17 protein-coding genes and 1 pseudogene are annotated in these 14613 nt (G+C 56.6%); 10 read left to right on the forward strand and 8 right to left on the reverse strand.

The genetic code is table 11. The features are described from left to right. Positions 1–65: 65 nt before the first annotated feature. Positions 66–770, reverse strand: a complete 705-nt coding sequence (locus CF168_RS21950; protein ID WP_001067855.1) for an IS6-like element IS26 family transposase — start codon at positions 768–770, stop codon at positions 66–68. A 136-nt stretch (positions 771–906) separates the two neighbouring features. Between CF168_RS21950 and CF168_RS21960 the strand changes: the two genes are divergently transcribed. After that, positions 907–1767 (forward strand): extended-spectrum class A beta-lactamase SHV-2a, encoded by an 861-nt coding sequence (locus tag CF168_RS21960; RefSeq protein WP_032488413.1) that lies wholly within the window; start codon positions 907–909, stop codon positions 1765–1767. A 20-nt stretch (positions 1768–1787) separates the two neighbouring features. Here the strand turns inward: CF168_RS21960 and CF168_RS21965 are convergent, their stop codons facing one another. Together CF168_RS21965 and CF168_RS21970 are read right to left on the reverse strand one after the other, a co-directional pair. Continuing rightward, positions 1788–2549, reverse strand: coding sequence for a DeoR/GlpR family DNA-binding transcription regulator (locus tag CF168_RS21965; RefSeq protein WP_002210513.1), 762 nt, complete (start codon positions 2547–2549; stop codon positions 1788–1790). Positions 2550–2876: 327 nt separating this feature from the next. Then, complete coding sequence (locus tag CF168_RS21970; RefSeq protein WP_072146639.1) at positions 2877–3953, reverse strand: methyl-accepting chemotaxis protein; 1077 nt, start codon at positions 3951–3953, stop codon at positions 2877–2879. Positions 3954–4126: 173 nt separating this feature from the next. Here CF168_RS21970 and CF168_RS21980 point away from each other — a divergent pair, with 173 nt between their 5' ends. The 5 genes and pseudogenes from CF168_RS21980 to CF168_RS22000 form a co-directional block, all read left to right on the forward strand. Then, positions 4127–4831, forward strand: a complete 705-nt coding sequence (locus CF168_RS21980) for an IS6-like element IS26 family transposase (protein ID WP_001067855.1) — start codon at positions 4127–4129, stop codon at positions 4829–4831. A 5-nt stretch (positions 4832–4836) separates the two neighbouring features. Continuing rightward, positions 4837–4977 (forward strand): hypothetical protein, encoded by a 141-nt coding sequence (locus tag CF168_RS22370; protein WP_001044210.1) that lies wholly within the window; start codon positions 4837–4839, stop codon positions 4975–4977. Between the two features lie 485 nt (positions 4978–5462). Then, positions 5463–6200 (forward strand): recombinase family protein, encoded by a 738-nt coding sequence (locus tag CF168_RS21990; protein ID WP_001366550.1) that lies wholly within the window; start codon positions 5463–5465, stop codon positions 6198–6200. Further along, complete coding sequence (locus CF168_RS21995) at positions 6197–6421, forward strand: hypothetical protein (protein ID WP_000743213.1); 225 nt, start codon at positions 6197–6199, stop codon at positions 6419–6421. The genes CF168_RS21990 and CF168_RS21995 overlap by 4 nt, the downstream gene beginning before the upstream one ends. Positions 6422–6631: 210 nt before the next feature. Further along, positions 6632–6841: pseudogene (locus CF168_RS22000) on the forward strand (IS91 family transposase); the annotation flags it as partial. Here CF168_RS22000 and tet(A) read toward each other — a convergent pair. Next, positions 6787–7986, reverse strand: a complete 1200-nt coding sequence (gene tet(A), locus CF168_RS22005) for a tetracycline efflux MFS transporter Tet(A) (protein WP_000804063.1) — start codon at positions 7984–7986, stop codon at positions 6787–6789. The pseudogene CF168_RS22000 and the gene tet(A) overlap by 55 nt on opposite strands. A gap of 105 nt (positions 7987–8091) precedes the next feature. Between tet(A) and tetR(A) the strand changes: the two genes are divergently transcribed. Continuing rightward, complete coding sequence (gene tetR(A), locus CF168_RS22010) at positions 8092–8742, forward strand: tetracycline resistance transcriptional repressor TetR(A) (protein ID WP_000164043.1); 651 nt, start codon at positions 8092–8094, stop codon at positions 8740–8742. Between the two features lie 31 nt (positions 8743–8773). Here the strand turns inward: tetR(A) and CF168_RS22015 are convergent, their stop codons facing one another. The 4 genes from CF168_RS22015 to sul2 all read right to left on the reverse strand — a co-directional run bounded on the left by CF168_RS22015 (position 8774) and on the right by sul2 (position 11837). Further along, positions 8774–9016, reverse strand: coding sequence for a transposase (locus tag CF168_RS22015; RefSeq protein WP_000844627.1), 243 nt, complete (start codon positions 9014–9016; stop codon positions 8774–8776). A 305-nt stretch (positions 9017–9321) separates the two neighbouring features. After that, positions 9322–10158 (reverse strand): aminoglycoside O-phosphotransferase APH(6)-Id, encoded by an 837-nt coding sequence (locus CF168_RS22025; RefSeq protein ID WP_000480968.1) that lies wholly within the window; start codon positions 10156–10158, stop codon positions 9322–9324. Then, complete coding sequence (aph(3'')-Ib, locus tag CF168_RS22030) at positions 10158–10961, reverse strand: aminoglycoside O-phosphotransferase APH(3'')-Ib (protein WP_001082319.1); 804 nt, start codon at positions 10959–10961, stop codon at positions 10158–10160. Before aph(3'')-Ib ends, CF168_RS22025 begins: the two co-directional genes overlap by 1 nt. 60 nt (positions 10962–11021) lie before the next feature. After that, entirely contained in the window at positions 11022–11837 is an 816-nt protein-coding gene (gene sul2 / locus CF168_RS22035) for a sulfonamide-resistant dihydropteroate synthase Sul2 (RefSeq protein ID WP_001043260.1), read from the reverse strand. A gap of 306 nt (positions 11838–12143) precedes the next feature. Here sul2 and CF168_RS22045 point away from each other — a divergent pair, with 306 nt between their 5' ends. The 3 genes from CF168_RS22045 (at position 12144) to CF168_RS22055 (ending at position 14599) form a co-directional block, all read left to right on the forward strand. Continuing rightward, positions 12144–12455 carry a hypothetical protein gene (locus CF168_RS22045; RefSeq protein WP_000338945.1) on the forward strand — a complete coding sequence of 104 codons (312 nt, stop codon included), beginning with the start codon at positions 12144–12146 and terminating at the stop codon, positions 12453–12455. Between the two features lie 173 nt (positions 12456–12628). Continuing rightward, the gene (locus CF168_RS22050) at positions 12629–13414 is read left to right on the forward strand and encodes a ParA family protein (protein WP_001151304.1); all 786 of its coding nucleotides are present in this window, start codon (positions 12629–12631) and stop codon (positions 13412–13414) included. Positions 13415–13417: 3 nt separating this feature from the next. Then, positions 13418–14599 carry a ParB/RepB/Spo0J family partition protein gene (locus CF168_RS22055; RefSeq protein ID WP_001207227.1) on the forward strand — a complete coding sequence of 394 codons (1182 nt, stop codon included), beginning with the start codon at positions 13418–13420 and terminating at the stop codon, positions 14597–14599. Positions 14600–14613 lie beyond the last annotated feature (14 nt).

Raw genomic sequence — 14613 nt, forward strand, 5'->3', positions numbered from 1 at the left:
CTTGTGTTGAAAAGGCACTGTTGCAAAGTTAGCGATGAGGCAGCCTTTTGTCTTATTCAAAGGCCTTACATTTCAAAAACTCTGCTTACCAGGCGCATTTCGCCCAGGGGATCACCATAATAAAATGCTGAGGCCTGGCCTTTGCGTAGTGCACGCATCACCTCAATACCTTTGATGGTGGCGTAAGCCGTCTTCATGGATTTAAATCCCAGCGTGGCGCCGATTATCCGTTTCAGTTTGCCATGATCGCATTCAATCACGTTGTTCCGGTACTTAATCTGTCGGTGTTCAACGTCAGACGGGCACCGGCCTTCGCGTTTGAGCAGAGCAAGCGCGCGACCATAGGCGGGCGCTTTATCCGTGTTGATGAATCGCGGGATCTGCCACTTCTTCACGTTGTTGAGGATTTTACCCAGAAACCGGTATGCAGCTTTGCTGTTACGACGGGAGGAGAGATAAAAATCGACAGTGCGGCCCCGGCTGTCGACGGCCCGGTACAGATACGCCCAGCGGCCATTGACCTTCACGTAGGTTTCATCCATGTGCCACGGGCAAAGATCGGAAGGGTTACGCCAGTACCAGCGCAGCCGTTTTTCCATTTCAGGCGCATAACGCTGAACCCAGCGGTAAATCGTGGAGTGATCGACATTCACTCCGCGTTCAGCCAGCATCTCCTGCAGCTCACGGTAACTGATGCCGTATTTGCAGTACCAGCGTACGGCCCACAGAATGATGTCACGCTGAAAATGCCGGCCTTTGAATGGGTTCATGTGCAGCTCCATCAGCAAAAGGGGATGATAAGTTTATCACCACCGACTATTTGCAACAGTGCCAACGCCGGGTTATTCTTATTTGTCGCTTCTTTACTCGCCTTTATCGGCCTTCACTCAAGGATGTATTGTGGTTATGCGTTATATTCGCCTGTGTATTATCTCCCTGTTAGCCACCCTGCCGCTGGCGGTACACGCCAGCCCGCAGCCGCTTGAGCAAATTAAACAAAGCGAAAGCCAGCTGTCGGGCCGCGTAGGCATGATAGAAATGGATCTGGCCAGCGGCCGCACGCTGACCGCCTGGCGCGCCGATGAACGCTTTCCCATGATGAGCACCTTTAAAGTAGTGCTCTGCGGCGCAGTGCTGGCGCGGGTGGATGCCGGTGACGAACAGCTGGAGCGAAAGATCCACTATCGCCAGCAGGATCTGGTGGACTACTCGCCGGTCAGCGAAAAACACCTTGCCGACGGCATGACGGTCGGCGAACTCTGCGCCGCCGCCATTACCATGAGCGATAACAGCGCCGCCAATCTGCTGCTGGCCACCGTCGGCGGCCCCGCAGGATTGACTGCCTTTTTGCGCCAGATCGGCGACAACGTCACCCGCCTTGACCGCTGGGAAACGGAACTGAATGAGGCGCTTCCCGGCGACGCCCGCGACACCACTACCCCGGCCAGCATGGCCGCGACCCTGCGCAAGCTGCTGACCAGCCAGCGTCTGAGCGCCCGTTCGCAACGGCAGCTGCTGCAGTGGATGGTGGACGATCGGGTCGCCGGACCGTTGATCCGCTCCGTGCTGCCGGCGGGCTGGTTTATCGCCGATAAGACCGGAGCTAGCGAGCGGGGTGCGCGCGGGATTGTCGCCCTGCTTGGCCCGAATAACAAAGCAGAGCGCATTGTGGTGATTTATCTGCGGGATACGCCGGCGAGCATGGCCGAGCGAAATCAGCAAATCGCCGGGATCGGCGCGGCGCTGATCGAGCACTGGCAACGCTAACCCGGCGGTGGCCGCGCGCGTTATCCGGCCCGCAGCACCTCGCAGGCGTGCCGGGCGATATGACTGGCGGCGGCATCGGAAAGATGCCGGTCGGTAATGATGGTGGTGAACCGGGTCAAAGGTAACGCCATAAACGTGGCCACCTGATTGTATTTCGAACTGTCGCACAGCAGGATGCTTCTCGCGCTGACCTGGCTGACGGTCTCCTTGACGGTAACCTTGTTCTCATCAGGGGTGAATATCCCGCGACTGTCCCAGCCGCTGGCGGAGATAAAGGCCGTATCGATAGCCAGGTGGCGTAACGTACGCGCCGCCGATTCGCCCACGCAGGAGCGGTTCTCCCGGCACAGAGTGCCGCCGGTGTGGATCACGCCGCACTGGCTGGCATCGATCAGCAGCTGGGTTATCTCAAAATCATTGGTGACCACCTGGAGATCGTTCCGGTCGAGGATCGCCCGCGCCAGCGCCAGGGTGGTAGTCCCGGCATCCAGATAGATGCAACTGTTTTTAGCGATATGACTCGCCGCCAGCGCGCCGATCGCCTGTTTCTCCTCACTCTGCAGCGTGCTTTTCACCAGATGACTGGGTTCCGCGGCCAGCCGGCTGACGGCGCGTACGCCGCCCGAGACGCTGACCAGCAGCCCCTGCTCCTCCAGTTTACTGACGTCCCGACGGATGGTCATATGGGACACGCCGAGGATCTCCGTCAGCTCGTTAATGCTTACCGCCCCACGCTGCTCCACCAGGGCTAAAATACGCTGATGTCGTTCTATTGGAATCACCGCTCTCCCCTTACCATTTTTTCACACCAGGCGTCACCACCCAGGCTACGGCCCTGGCGACACCCGGTGTTGTTATCGCGCTTTGCCGCTGTTTTTTACGCTATTTTAGGGCAAGAATCGCCGCTGTGCAGCCTCTTTGGGGGAACCGCAGAATTCGGAAAAAATCGTACGCTAAGCTAACGGTGTTCTCGTGACAGCTCTTTGACTAGGCTTTCTAAGGCCATTCTGATAGCCCTGACTTCCTGAAAAGCCATGGCTAAAATTTGTGCGGCTAAAAGGGATAACCGATGGTAAAGTAAGTTATCCCTGTCGAGATACTGAAAAGCGTTATCCTCGTTTTTCCCAAAACTGTTTTGCCAGTTCGCTCAGAGCGCTAGTTAACTGAGCGACAGATTTCGCACTTTGCAAATTATTCTGCCCGGTCTGTACATTGGTATCAGCAGCATCGCGTATATTGATAATACTGCGGTTTATGTCTTCACTTACTGCTCCCTGCTGCTCGACCGCAGTCGCTATTTGCGCGTTCATGTCGGTAATTTCGTTAACGCGTTGGCCAATTCCATCAAGAGCTGTAGCTGCTTCCTCTGCGTGAGCTACACTCGTGTGCGCTTGCCGACTACTTTGCTCCATGACTGTAACAGCGGATTGCGCTCGCTCTTGTAGAGCGCTGATCATGCTTTGAATATCCGTTGTCGATTGCTGTGTGCGAGCAGCAAGACTGCGAACCTCATCGGCGACAACAGCAAAACCACGCCCCTGCTCACCAGCACGCGCGGCCTCAATTGCTGCGTTGAGTGCCAACAAATTCGTTTGCTCGGCGATCCCTCGTATAACGTCAAGAACTTTTGATATCTCGTTACTTTGACCTTCAAGCTCATGAATAACCTGAGTGGCTTGCCTAATTTCACCTTCAAGGGCAGTGATTGACTGGCTTGTGTGGGCTACCAGACGCTGGCCAGATGCCGTCTCAGTGTCTGCTCTTCCGGCCGCATCTGCAGCATGCTGTGCATTGCTCGCAACCTCTTGAATGCTTGCCACCATTTGGTTTACTGCCGTTGCTATTTGATCTGTCTCTGCCTGCTGCTCAACTGTAAGTACATTGCTTGACTCAATATCCTTTAGTAGGCCTCGGGTGTGTTCGCTAAGCCGATTTGATGCATCACCTATGCGACCTACTATGGCGCCTGTTTCAGCTTGCATCATTCGTAAAGCAAACTCTATTTGGCCAAACTCATCGGTGCGCCCAGTGTAGAGGGATTGACTTAATGGGTTATTGGAAATATTCCTGGCTCTTTCAACCAGTCTTCCAAGAGGAGAGAGAATAGCCAAAACACTAACAGAGCTTAAGCTTCCTGACATTAAAGTGGCTAACAATAAGCTGCTTATTGATGTATCAGTAAGCATGCCGGCAGCCATTGCGCTTGATATAATACTACCCCATATGAGCAAGAGTATTTTCACGGAAAAGCTAGCAGCCAATTTCGGCCTCGCGGCCTTCCCGCTTCTCAATTGAGGGCACTGTTGCAAATAGTCGGTGGTGATAAACTTATCATCCCCTTTTGCTGATGGAGCTGCACATGAACCCATTCAAAGGCCGGCATTTTCAGCGTGACATCATTCTGTGGGCCGTACGCTGGTACTGCAAATACGGCATCAGTTACCGTGAGCTGCAGGAGATGCTGGCTGAACGCGGAGTGAATGTCGATCACTCCACGATTTACCGCTGGGTTCAGCGTTATGCGCCTGAAATGGAAAAACGGCTGCGCTGGTACTGGCGTAACCCTTCCGATCTTTGCCCGTGGCACATGGATGAAACCTACGTGAAGGTCAATGGCCGCTGGGCGTATCTGTACCGGGCCGTCGACAGCCGGGGCCGCACTGTCGATTTTTATCTCTCCTCCCGTCGTAACAGCAAAGCTGCATACCGGTTTCTGGGTAAAATCCTCAACAACGTGAAGAAGTGGCAGATCCCGCGATTCATCAACACGGATAAAGCGCCCGCCTATGGTCGCGCGCTTGCTCTGCTCAAACGCGAAGGCCGGTGCCCGTCTGACGTTGAACACCGACAGATTAAGTACCGGAACAACGTGATTGAATGCGATCATGGCAAACTGAAACGGATAATCGGCGCCACGCTGGGATTTAAATCCATGAAGACGGCTTACGCCACCATCAAAGGTATTGAGGTGATGCGTGCACTACGCAAAGGCCAGGCCTCAGCATTTTATTATGGTGATCCCCTGGGCGAAATGCGCCTGGTAAGCAGAGTTTTTGAAATGTAAGGCCTTTGAATAAGACAAAAGGCTGCCTCATCGCTAACTTTGCAACAGTGCCGCGCGACGAGCAGCAGCACCAGGAGCAGAAGCACGTCGAGAAAAAGCAACAGCAGATCGAGCAGCGCCCACGGCGGGCCGCTCGCATCGGATAAGTCGAAAAATCCGGCTAAAGTGGCCGAGCTGCACATCAGGCCGCGCGGTTTTCCTCCCTGATCGCCGGCGCGGTTTCTTCCTCCCTGAACCGCATGCAGACTTGCCGCCTCGGACACCCCGAGGCGGTTTTTTTTCGCCTCGCTCGAGCATCGCCGCATCCGACGATGCCGAGACGACCAGGCCGCGCACGTCGAGCTGCAGCATCGCCATTGCCGACGATGGCACCAGGTCGCCGGCGGTGGCCACCGACCTCGAGCTCGCATCGCCACATCCGACGATGCGCGCCGGCGTCGACCATCGCCAGGTCTGACGATGGCGGCCGCCCTGCCCTGGATCTCGCATCGCCATTTCTGGCGATGAGATCCACGGAGCGGCCATTTAGACCCGCCAATAACGACCCGGCCAAGATAAATCGCATGACGGCCTTTTTGGCCGGGGGTAGCATGACCGGACACTTTGCGTATGCCCAAAGGAGCCCGCAAGTATGCGCAGGACGAAGCCAGTAGCCGCGCCGATGGTGGCGCGGGTCTATCTGCGCGTCAGCACCGACGCGCAGGACTTGGAACGCCAAGAGGCGATCACTACGGCCGCGAAGGCCGCCGGCTACTACGTCGCCGGCATCTACCGTGAGAAGGCATCCGGCGCACGCGCCGACCGGCCTGAGCTGCTGCGCATGATCGGCGACCTACAGCCCGGCGAGGTGGTCATTGCCGAGAAGATCGACCGCATCAGCCGCCTACCTTTGCCCGAGGCCGAGCGCCTGGTGGCCTCGATACAGGCCAAAGGCGCACGCCTGGCCGTCCCTGGCGTGGTCGATCTATCCGACCTGGCGGCCGAGGCCCAGGGCGTCGCCAAGATCGTGCTGGAAGCCGTGCAGATCATGCTTTTTCGCCTGGCCTTGCAGATGGCCCGCGACGACTACGAGGACAGGCGCGAACGCCAGCGCCAAGGCATTGAGTTGGCCCGCCAGGCCGGGCGGTACAAGGGCCGCCGTGCTGATCCGAAGCGCCGCGCCCAAGTTGTCGCGCTGCGCAAGTCCGGCTACAGCATCAACAAGACCGCCGAGCTGGCCGGGTACAGTGCGGCCCAGGTGAAACGGATATGGGCCGAGGTCAGCCAGGCCGAAGCGAAGCAGCACGGCGCGTTCGTGGAGGACGCATTGACGGAAGCCGATGCCCTGGCCGCTGTCGGCCAGGATGAGCGCCAGGAGGAAAGGGCATGAAGAAGCCGAACCAAGACGACGAGCCGTTTTTCATCACCGAGGAGATTGCGGCCGAAATGATCGCCGGCGGCTATGAGTTCGAGCTGCCGCCCATTCCTTGCACCATCCGCCTACGCGACGTGCTGGAGCGCATGACCGATGCTGAGCTAGCATTGCAGCCGGGCGAGATCGCCGACCAGGAGCGTGAACGCTGCCGGCGCAAGCCGTGTTCAACCTCATGATCTGGTCATGGTATTTTTCATGGCACTGAGCCTGATAGTTCTTGCAAATTGTTGTCACTAAAGGGTTTTGTGTGCTTGTTTACAATCGAGTGGGAGTGACGGGCACTGGCTGGCAATGTCTAGCAACGGCAGGCATTTCGGCTGAGGGTAAAAGAACTTTCCGCTAAGCGATAGACTGTATGTAAACACAGTATTGCAAGGACGCGGAACATGCCTCATGTGGCGGCCAGGACGGCCAGCCGGGATCGGGATACTGGTCGTTACCAGAGCCACCGACCCGAGCAAACCCTTCTCTATCAGATCGTTGACGAGTATTACCCGGCATTCGCTGCGCTTATGGCAGAGCAGGGAAAGGAATTGCCGGGCTATGTGCAACGGGAATTTGAAGAATTTCTCCAAAGCCCGCGACGCAGCGCCGGCAGGCAGAGCAAGTAGAGGGCAGCGCCTGCAATCCATGCCCACCCGTTCCACGTTGTTATAGAAGCCGCATAGATCGCCGTGAAGAGGAGGGGTCCGACGATCGAGGTCAGGCTGGTGAGCGCCGCCAGTGAGCCTTGCAGCTGCCCCTGACGTTCCTCATCCACCTGCCTGGACAACATTGCTTGCAGCGCCGGCATTCCGATGCCACCCGAAGCAAGCAGGACCATGATCGGGAACGCCATCCATCCCCGTGTCGCGAAGGCAAGCAGGATGTAGCCTGTGCCGTCGGCAATCATTCCGAGCATGAGTGCCCGCCTTTCGCCGAGCCGGGCGGCTACAGGGCCGGTGATCATTGCCTGGGCGAGTGAATGCAGAATGCCAAATGCGGCAAGCGAAATGCCGATCGTGGTCGCGTCCCAGTGAAAGCGATCCTCGCCGAAAATGACCCAAAGCGCGGCCGGCACCTGTCCGACAAGTTGCATGATGAAGAAGACCGCCATCAGGGCGGCGACGACGGTCATGCCCCGGGCCCACCGGAACGAAGCGAGCGGGTTGAGAGCCTCCCGGCGTAACGGCCGGCGTTCGCCTTTGTGCGACTCCGGCAAAAGGAAACAGCCCGTCAGGAAATTGAGGCCGTTCAAGGCTGCCGCGGCGAAGAACGGAGCGTGGGGGGAGAAACCGCCCATCAGCCCACCGAGCACAGGTCCCGCGACCATCCCGAACCCGAAACAGGCGCTCATGAAGCCGAAGTGCCGCGCGCGCTCATCGCCATCAGTGATATCGGCAATATAAGCGCCGGCTACCGCCCCAGTCGCCCCGGTGATGCCGGCCACGATCCGCCCGATATAGAGAACCCAAAGGAAAGGCGCCGTCGCCATGATGGCGTAGTCGACAGCAGCGCCGGCCAGCGAGACGAGCAAGACCGGCCGCCGCCCGAAACGATCCGACAGCGCGCCCAGCACAGGTGCGCAGGCAAATTGCATCAACGCATACAGCGCCAGCAGAATGCCATAGTGGGCGGTGACGTCGTTCGAGTGAACCAGATCGCGCAGGAGGCCCGGCAGCACCGGCATAATCAGGCCGATGCCGACAGCGTCGAGCGCGACAGTGCTCAGAATTACGATCAGGGGTCTGTTGGGTTTCACGTCTGGCCTCCGGACCAGCCTCCGCTGGTCCGATTGAACGCGCGGATTCTTTATCACTGATAAGTTGGTGGACATATTATGTTTATCAGTGATAAAGTGTCAAGCATGACAAAGTTGCAGCCGAATACAGTGATCCGTGCCGCCCTGGACCTGTTGAACGAGGTCGGCGTAGACGGTCTGACGACACGCAAACTGGCGGAACGGTTGGGGGTTCAGCAGCCGGCGCTTTACTGGCACTTCAGGAACAAGCGGGCGCTGCTCGACGCACTGGCCGAAGCCATGCTGGCGGAGAATCATACGCATTCGGTGCCGAGAGCCGACGACGACTGGCGCTCATTTCTGATCGGGAATGCCCGCAGCTTCAGGCAGGCGCTGCTCGCCTACCGCGATGGCGCGCGCATCCATGCCGGCACGCGACCGGGCGCACCGCAGATGGAAACGGCCGACGCGCAGCTTCGCTTCCTCTGCGAGGCGGGTTTTTCGGCCGGGGACGCCGTCAATGCGCTGATGACAATCAGCTACTTCACTGTTGGGGCCGTGCTTGAGGAGCAGGCCGGCGACAGCGATGCCGGCGAGCGCGGCGGCACCGTTGAACAGGCTCCGCTCTCGCCGCTGTTGCGGGCCGCGATAGACGCCTTCGACGAAGCCGGTCCGGACGCAGCGTTCGAGCAGGGACTCGCGGTGATTGTCGATGGATTGGCGAAAAGGAGGCTCGTTGTCAGGAACGTTGAAGGACCGAGAAAGGGTGACGATTGATCAGGACCGCTGCCGGAGCGCAACCCACTCACTACAGCAGAGCCATGTAGACAACATCCCCTCCCCCTTTCCACCGCGTCAGACGCCCGTAGCAGCCCGCTACGGGCTTTTTCATGCCCTGCCCTAGCGTCCAAGCCTCACGGCCGCGCTCGGCCTCTCTGGCGGCCTTCTGGCGCTCCTGCTGCGGCGTCCGCTCGTGGGCCGTGGCGCGGGTCCGCGCGCCGGCCTCGTGCGCCTGGCGCTCGCGGGCGAGGTCCAGGGCGGCCGTCTTCACGTTCTGCCTTGCGCAGATGAGATAGATCTAGCGTGGACTCAAGGCTCTCGCGAATGGCTCGCGTTGGAAACTTTCATTGACACTTGAGGGGCACCGCAGGGAAATTCTCGTCCTTGCGAGAACCGGCTATGTCGTGCTGCGCATCGAGCCTGCGCCCTTGGCTTGTCTCGCCCCTCTCCGCGTCGCTACGGGGCTTCCAGGGGTCGTTTGCGGGAAGGGGCGGAATCCTACGCTAAGGCTTTGGCCAGCGATATTCTCCGGTGAGATTGATGTGTTCCCAGGGGATAGGAGAAGTCGCTTGATATCTAGTATGACGTCTGTCGCACCTGCTTGATCGCGGCCGCGATAGCTAGATCGCGTTGCTCCTCTTCTCCATCCGCGTTCCAAGCTGCGGAAAGGCACCCATAAGCGTACGCCTGGTCGAGCAGGCGACGCGGATCGACGTCCAGCGCACGAGAGAATGCGTCCGCCATCTGTGCAATGCGTCTAGGATCGAGACAAAGGTCGTCTCTGTCAGCCGGATCGTAGAACATATTGGCGGCGCCAAAGCCCACTTCACCGACCAGACCGACGGGATCTATCACCAGCCAGCCGCGACTGGAGAACATGATGTTTTCATGATGCAGATCGCCATGTAGCCCACGCAGTTCCGAGGCATTGCTCATCATTTGATCGGCTATAATCGCCGCGTGGACGTAGTCAGTTTGACAACCTGCGTTTTGATCATCGCGCGCCCGCTGAAACAAAGCTGCAAAGCGATCCCGGATCGGGAGAAGGGCAGAAGGCAGGGGTTCCTCAGATGCGGCATACAGCTTCGCCATTAGTTCCGCTGCAATTTCGGTCGCCTGGTAGTCGCCGTGCTCGGCAACGATGTGAGAGAGCATTCGCTCCCCGGCATATTCGAGCAACATCAGATTGTTCTCACGACCGAGCAACCGGACTGCTCCCCTCCCATTGCGCCATACCAGATAGTCGGCCCCGCGCAGTTCATCAGCAATGTCTTCTATAGGTTTCAATCCCTTGACGATTGCAGGAGTCCCGTCTGGCAATGAAACTTTCCAAACGAGGCTGGAAAAGGTGTCCGCAATGAGAACAGGTTGCGAAACGTGCCAATGAGCAGGAAAAACAGGCGGCATGAACATCAACCCCAAGTCAGAGGGTCCAATCGCAGATAGAAGGCAAGGCGTTCGCGGTCGGGGGCTTCGATCCCCAATACATTGAATAGGACAGCGAAGGCGCGCTCTGCTTCATCTGGCGCTGCCCAGTTCTCTTCGGCGTTAGCAATCATGAGTGCCAAATCGGCATAGCGATCTGCTGTTCCGAGCCGCCCAAGGTCGATCAGACCCGTGCATTGAAGAGTTTTAGGGTCCACCATGAAGTTCGGCATGCAGGGATCACCATGGCAAACAACCATATCGGTGCGCTCTTGGTCGAGCCGCACCGGTAGCTCTCGTTCGACACGAGCCAAAAGATCGAGCTGCGGCGTACTCTTGTCCTCGTCCGGTAAGAAGTCGGGATTGACGGCATTGCGGGACACCACATCAACGGCGCGTCCGAACATTCGCGACAGCCTGCGCTCAAACGGACATTGATCAACCGATAGGCTGTGAACAGCGCCAAGTTGCTGCCCCATTGACGGCCACGCTTTGAGCAAATCCGCTCCAGACAGATCAGCCGCCGGTACTCCCGGAATTGCCGTTATCACCAAGCATGCACCCTCCTGTTCCTCCTGCCAGTTGATGACCTCGGGGCAAGCCACACCTCGACCTTTGAGCCAAATGAGGCGGTCACGCTCTCCAGCGAGCTCACCGCGGCGGGAAGCAGGTGCGATTTTCGCGAAGGCATGCCCGTCACCACGTCGAAAAACAAAATCACCAGATTCTCCGCCTCTGACAGGCAACCAGTCAGAATGCGATTCACCAAAAAAAATATTAGTTCGATTCAATGGAGGTTCCTTCAGTTTTCTGATGAAGCGCGAATATAGAGAAATATCCCGAATGTGCAGTTAACGAATTCTTGCGGTTTCTTTCAGCGCCGCCAATACCGCCAGCCCGTCGCGCAAGGGGCGCGGCTCGTGTGTGCGGATGAAGTCAGCTCCACCTGCGGCGGCGGCAAGCTCTGCAGCGAGTGTCGCGGCCCCGACATCCCCCGGACCACGGCCTGTGAGCGCGCGCAGAAAGGATTTGCGCGAAACAGACAGAAGCACCGGCAAATCGAAGCGCAGCCGCAATTCATCGAACCGCGCCAGCACCGAGAGCGAGGTTTCGGGAGCAGCCCCCAGAAAAAACCCCATGCCGGGATCAAGGACAAGGCGGTTGCGTTTGATACCGGCACCCGTCAGCGCCGCGATGCGCGCGTCAAAGAACGCCGCAATGTGATCCATGATGTCGCCAGCGGGTGCCTCGCGCCGATCTGCCTGCCCGTCTTGCACCGAATGCATAACGACGAGTTTGGCAGATGATTTCGCCAATTGCGGATAGAACGCAGCGTCTGGAAAACCGCGAATATCATTGAGATAGGCCACACCACGCGACAAGGCATAGGCTTGCGTCGCGGGTTGATAACTGTCGAGCGAGACGGGAATGCCATCTGCCTTGAGCGCGTCCAGCACCGGCGCGATACGCGCGATTTCTGTGTCGGACGAAACAGGCGCGGCGTCGGGATTGCTGGATGCCGGACCGAGGTCGATCACATCTGCCCCCTCGGCCATCAGCTTACGCGCCTGCGCAATGGCTGCGTCTGGCGCCAGATACCGGCCTCCATCGGAGAAACTGTCCGAGGTTATGTTGACGATGCCGAAAATGATGAGCGATTTATTCATGGGGGCTTCTATAATAATAATAATCGAGCATGAGTCTCATACGGATGCTCGGGTCGAAAGGGAATCCCCAGGCGAGTAACCTGTTTGCGGTGATCCATTAGCTGCAGGAGCAGAATAGCATACATCTGGAAGCAAAGCCAGGAAAGCGGCCTATGGAGCTGTGCGGCAGCGCTCAGTAGGCAATTTTTCAAAATATTGTTAAGCCTTTTCTGAGCATGGTATTTTTCATGGTATTACCAATTAGCAGGAAAATAAGCCATTGAATATAAAAGATAAAAATGTCTTGTTTACAATAGAGTGGGATAAATGGACGCTAAAGAACTGAACCACATGATAGCTGAGGCCTACAGCCGGGATTTGCAAAAGCCTGAGCTGGTATCGTTCAAAGAGGTGAGTCGCTGGGGGCGTAAGTACGGTTTCCCCGTCGTATGCACTCTGGCCGATGAAAGTGAAGAAAAGCAGATCCACTGGGCTGCCAGTTTGCTCATTCAAGTAGCCGGTACTTGGCCGCGAGAAGATATGCCGGAATTGCTCACACCGGAACGGGGCTCCGCGCTGTTCAACGATGCGATGCAGTTATTGGCGAATGGGCTTGGAGCAGCAAATCAATTGCGCTGACAGCACAAACCTTGTCAATAAGCGGCCTTCATGGCCGTTTTTTTGTTTAAAGTTTGTTTTAACAGAACCATAATTAGATATTGCAGTATCATTTTATGATCGCTACAATCTTTCACATGTGAAAGTTTGGGGGTGGTCTTGATCACCTGCGAGAAACCAAAATAGAGGTGGGTATGGCAAAAGTAATCAGCTTCGCCAACCAGAAAGGCGGAGTGGGTAAGAGTACCCTCTGTATCCAGCAGGCCTTTTATCTGGCGTTACAGAAGAAAAAGAAAGTGCTGGTCTTGGATATGGATGGTCAGGGGAACACGTCCTCTCGACTGGCCCCCAGACGAGAGCTTGAGGATGGTGACTACGAGCCCATCCTCACAGGAACCAAAACCGCAGAGCTGTTCGCTTACGAGCTGGACGGCATTGAGGTCATGCACTGCCCTTGCGGTGCAGACCTCATTCATACGCCGAAAAACGACCCGGATCTGTTTGAGATGGAGGCTGTGCCTCTTGACCAGGCCATGAATCCGGCTCGCCATTTGGCTGAGCTGTTTGAGAACTACGACTACGTGCTGATTGATTGTCCGCCTAGCCTCGGCAGAAAGCTGGTGGCAGCGTTGGTGATGTCTACCCATGTGGCATGTCCAGTAAAGCTCTCTGGCTTCGCTGTGGACGGCGTAGAAGGTCTCCTGAACACGATTATTGGTGTGCGCGAGGCGTACAACCAAGATTTGGAGATCCTGGGCATCGTGATCAACGACATGGACCGCTCTGTCAATCACGACAAAGCCCTCAAGTCGCTGGAGAACACAGTTCCGGATCTGTTGTTTGAGAACAAAATTATGCACCGGCCTCCGCTCGATACGGCGACGACTGATGGCATCCCTGTCTGGGAGCTTCGCTATGGACATGTCGCGGCCAAAGAAGTTGAGGCGGTGTTGGAAGAACTATTAGAGAAGGTGGGCTAAGCGATGGCATTGAACAATTTAAAAGGCCTGTCCGAACTTGCTAAAGCCGCCAAAGGCAAGAAAGGCAAAGAGGTTCTTACCGTACCTGTTGACGACGTTGTATCCAAGGTCCAGGTTCGTAAGCGCTTCCGTAACATTGAAGAGCTGGCGGCAACCTTGCTGACCGAAGGGCAGCAGTCTCCGATCATCGTGTTCCCGAAGAACGAAGAAGGCAAGTTCGTCATCCAAAAAGGGGAGCGGCGTTGGAGAGCGTGTAAACACGCTGGTATCGAGACCATTGACTTGGTGGTGAATGATAAGGTCCAGAACAACTTGGACGAGACTGCTGGTGAGCTGATCGAAAACATCCAGCGGGATGACTTGACTCCGGTAGAGATTGCCGAGGCGTTAAACCTGTTTATTGAAGAAGGTTGGAAGCAAAAGGATATTGCTGATCGGCTCGGTAAGAATATCACTTTCGTATCTACGCATCTGTCGTTGCTCAAGCTACCTGACTGTGTGCGTGAGTTATACGATAATGAAGTATGTTCTGATACAGAGACCTTGAATAACCTTCGTCTCTTGTTCGATCTGAATGAAGAAAGATGTCGCGCCGTCTGCGCGGTGGCTATGTCTGACGGGATTACTCGTAAACAAAGCCGTGAGCTGCTGAATGATGCCAAACGTATCAAAGACGAAATGGAAAAAGGCCCACTGACTGGCTCCCACCAGAATGATGAGCTTGGCGCTGGCAACACCGACGAGCAATCCCTCAACTCGGGTGGGGATGGTACGTCGGAACAAACCGGGAATGACGACCTGAACCTTGCCCAGGAGGAACTGGAAGGGGGTAAAAATTCCAATGGTCAGGACGATGATGACGAAGACCCTTTGCGTGATGAAGAGGGTGAGCACAAAGATCCTGTCAAGCAGCCAGATAACAGCGGCAAGGACAAAGATGAAGAAGGCGGTGATGCTCTTCCTCCTCTGCCGAAGGACAAGGAATGGAAGAACGTCCGGGCTGACAGTTTGATTTTTGCTGTCAACGTTAACCTGGATGGCGAGACCAAACGTGGAGTCATCATGACCGACCGTGTTGCTCTGGTTCCGTCTACTGTCTGGGTTAAAACGCTCGATGGCGAAGGCAAGGAAAAGCATGTTCATGTGCCTGTGTCAGACATTGAACTCCTGAGTGTCGAAGGCTAATAAAGGAGGCCCAG

Origin of the sequence: Shewanella bicestrii (assembly GCF_002216875.1) — a bacterium.
In the GTDB taxonomy this organism is placed as follows: domain Bacteria; phylum Pseudomonadota; class Gammaproteobacteria; order Enterobacterales; family Shewanellaceae; genus Shewanella; species Shewanella seohaensis.

What these genes read in the sequence shown, in the direction of transcription:
- CF168_RS22045 (WP_000338945.1), top strand. Translation starts at nt 12,144, where the DNA reads ATGGACGCTAAAGAACTGAACCACATGATAGCTGAGGCCTACAGCCGG.
- CF168_RS21995 (WP_000743213.1), top strand. Translation starts at nt 6,197, where the DNA reads ATGAAGAAGCCGAACCAAGACGACGAGCCGTTTTTCATCACCGAGGAG.
- CF168_RS21950 (WP_001067855.1), bottom strand. Translation starts at nt 770, where the DNA reads ATGAACCCATTCAAAGGCCGGCATTTTCAGCGTGACATCATTCTGTGG.
- CF168_RS22050 (WP_001151304.1), top strand. Translation starts at nt 12,629, where the DNA reads ATGGCAAAAGTAATCAGCTTCGCCAACCAGAAAGGCGGAGTGGGTAAG.
- CF168_RS21980 (WP_001067855.1), top strand. Translation starts at nt 4,127, where the DNA reads ATGAACCCATTCAAAGGCCGGCATTTTCAGCGTGACATCATTCTGTGG.
- CF168_RS22055 (WP_001207227.1), top strand. Translation starts at nt 13,418, where the DNA reads ATGGCATTGAACAATTTAAAAGGCCTGTCCGAACTTGCTAAAGCCGCC.
- sul2 (WP_001043260.1), bottom strand. Translation starts at nt 11,837, where the DNA reads ATGAATAAATCGCTCATCATTTTCGGCATCGTCAACATAACCTCGGAC.
- CF168_RS21970 (WP_072146639.1), bottom strand. Translation starts at nt 3,953, where the DNA reads ATGCTTACTGATACATCAATAAGCAGCTTATTGTTAGCCACTTTAATG.
- CF168_RS21990 (WP_001366550.1), top strand. Translation starts at nt 5,463, where the DNA reads ATGCGCAGGACGAAGCCAGTAGCCGCGCCGATGGTGGCGCGGGTCTAT.
- CF168_RS21960 (WP_032488413.1), top strand. Translation starts at nt 907, where the DNA reads ATGCGTTATATTCGCCTGTGTATTATCTCCCTGTTAGCCACCCTGCCG.
- CF168_RS22025 (WP_000480968.1), bottom strand. Translation starts at nt 10,158, where the DNA reads ATGTTCATGCCGCCTGTTTTTCCTGCTCATTGGCACGTTTCGCAACCT.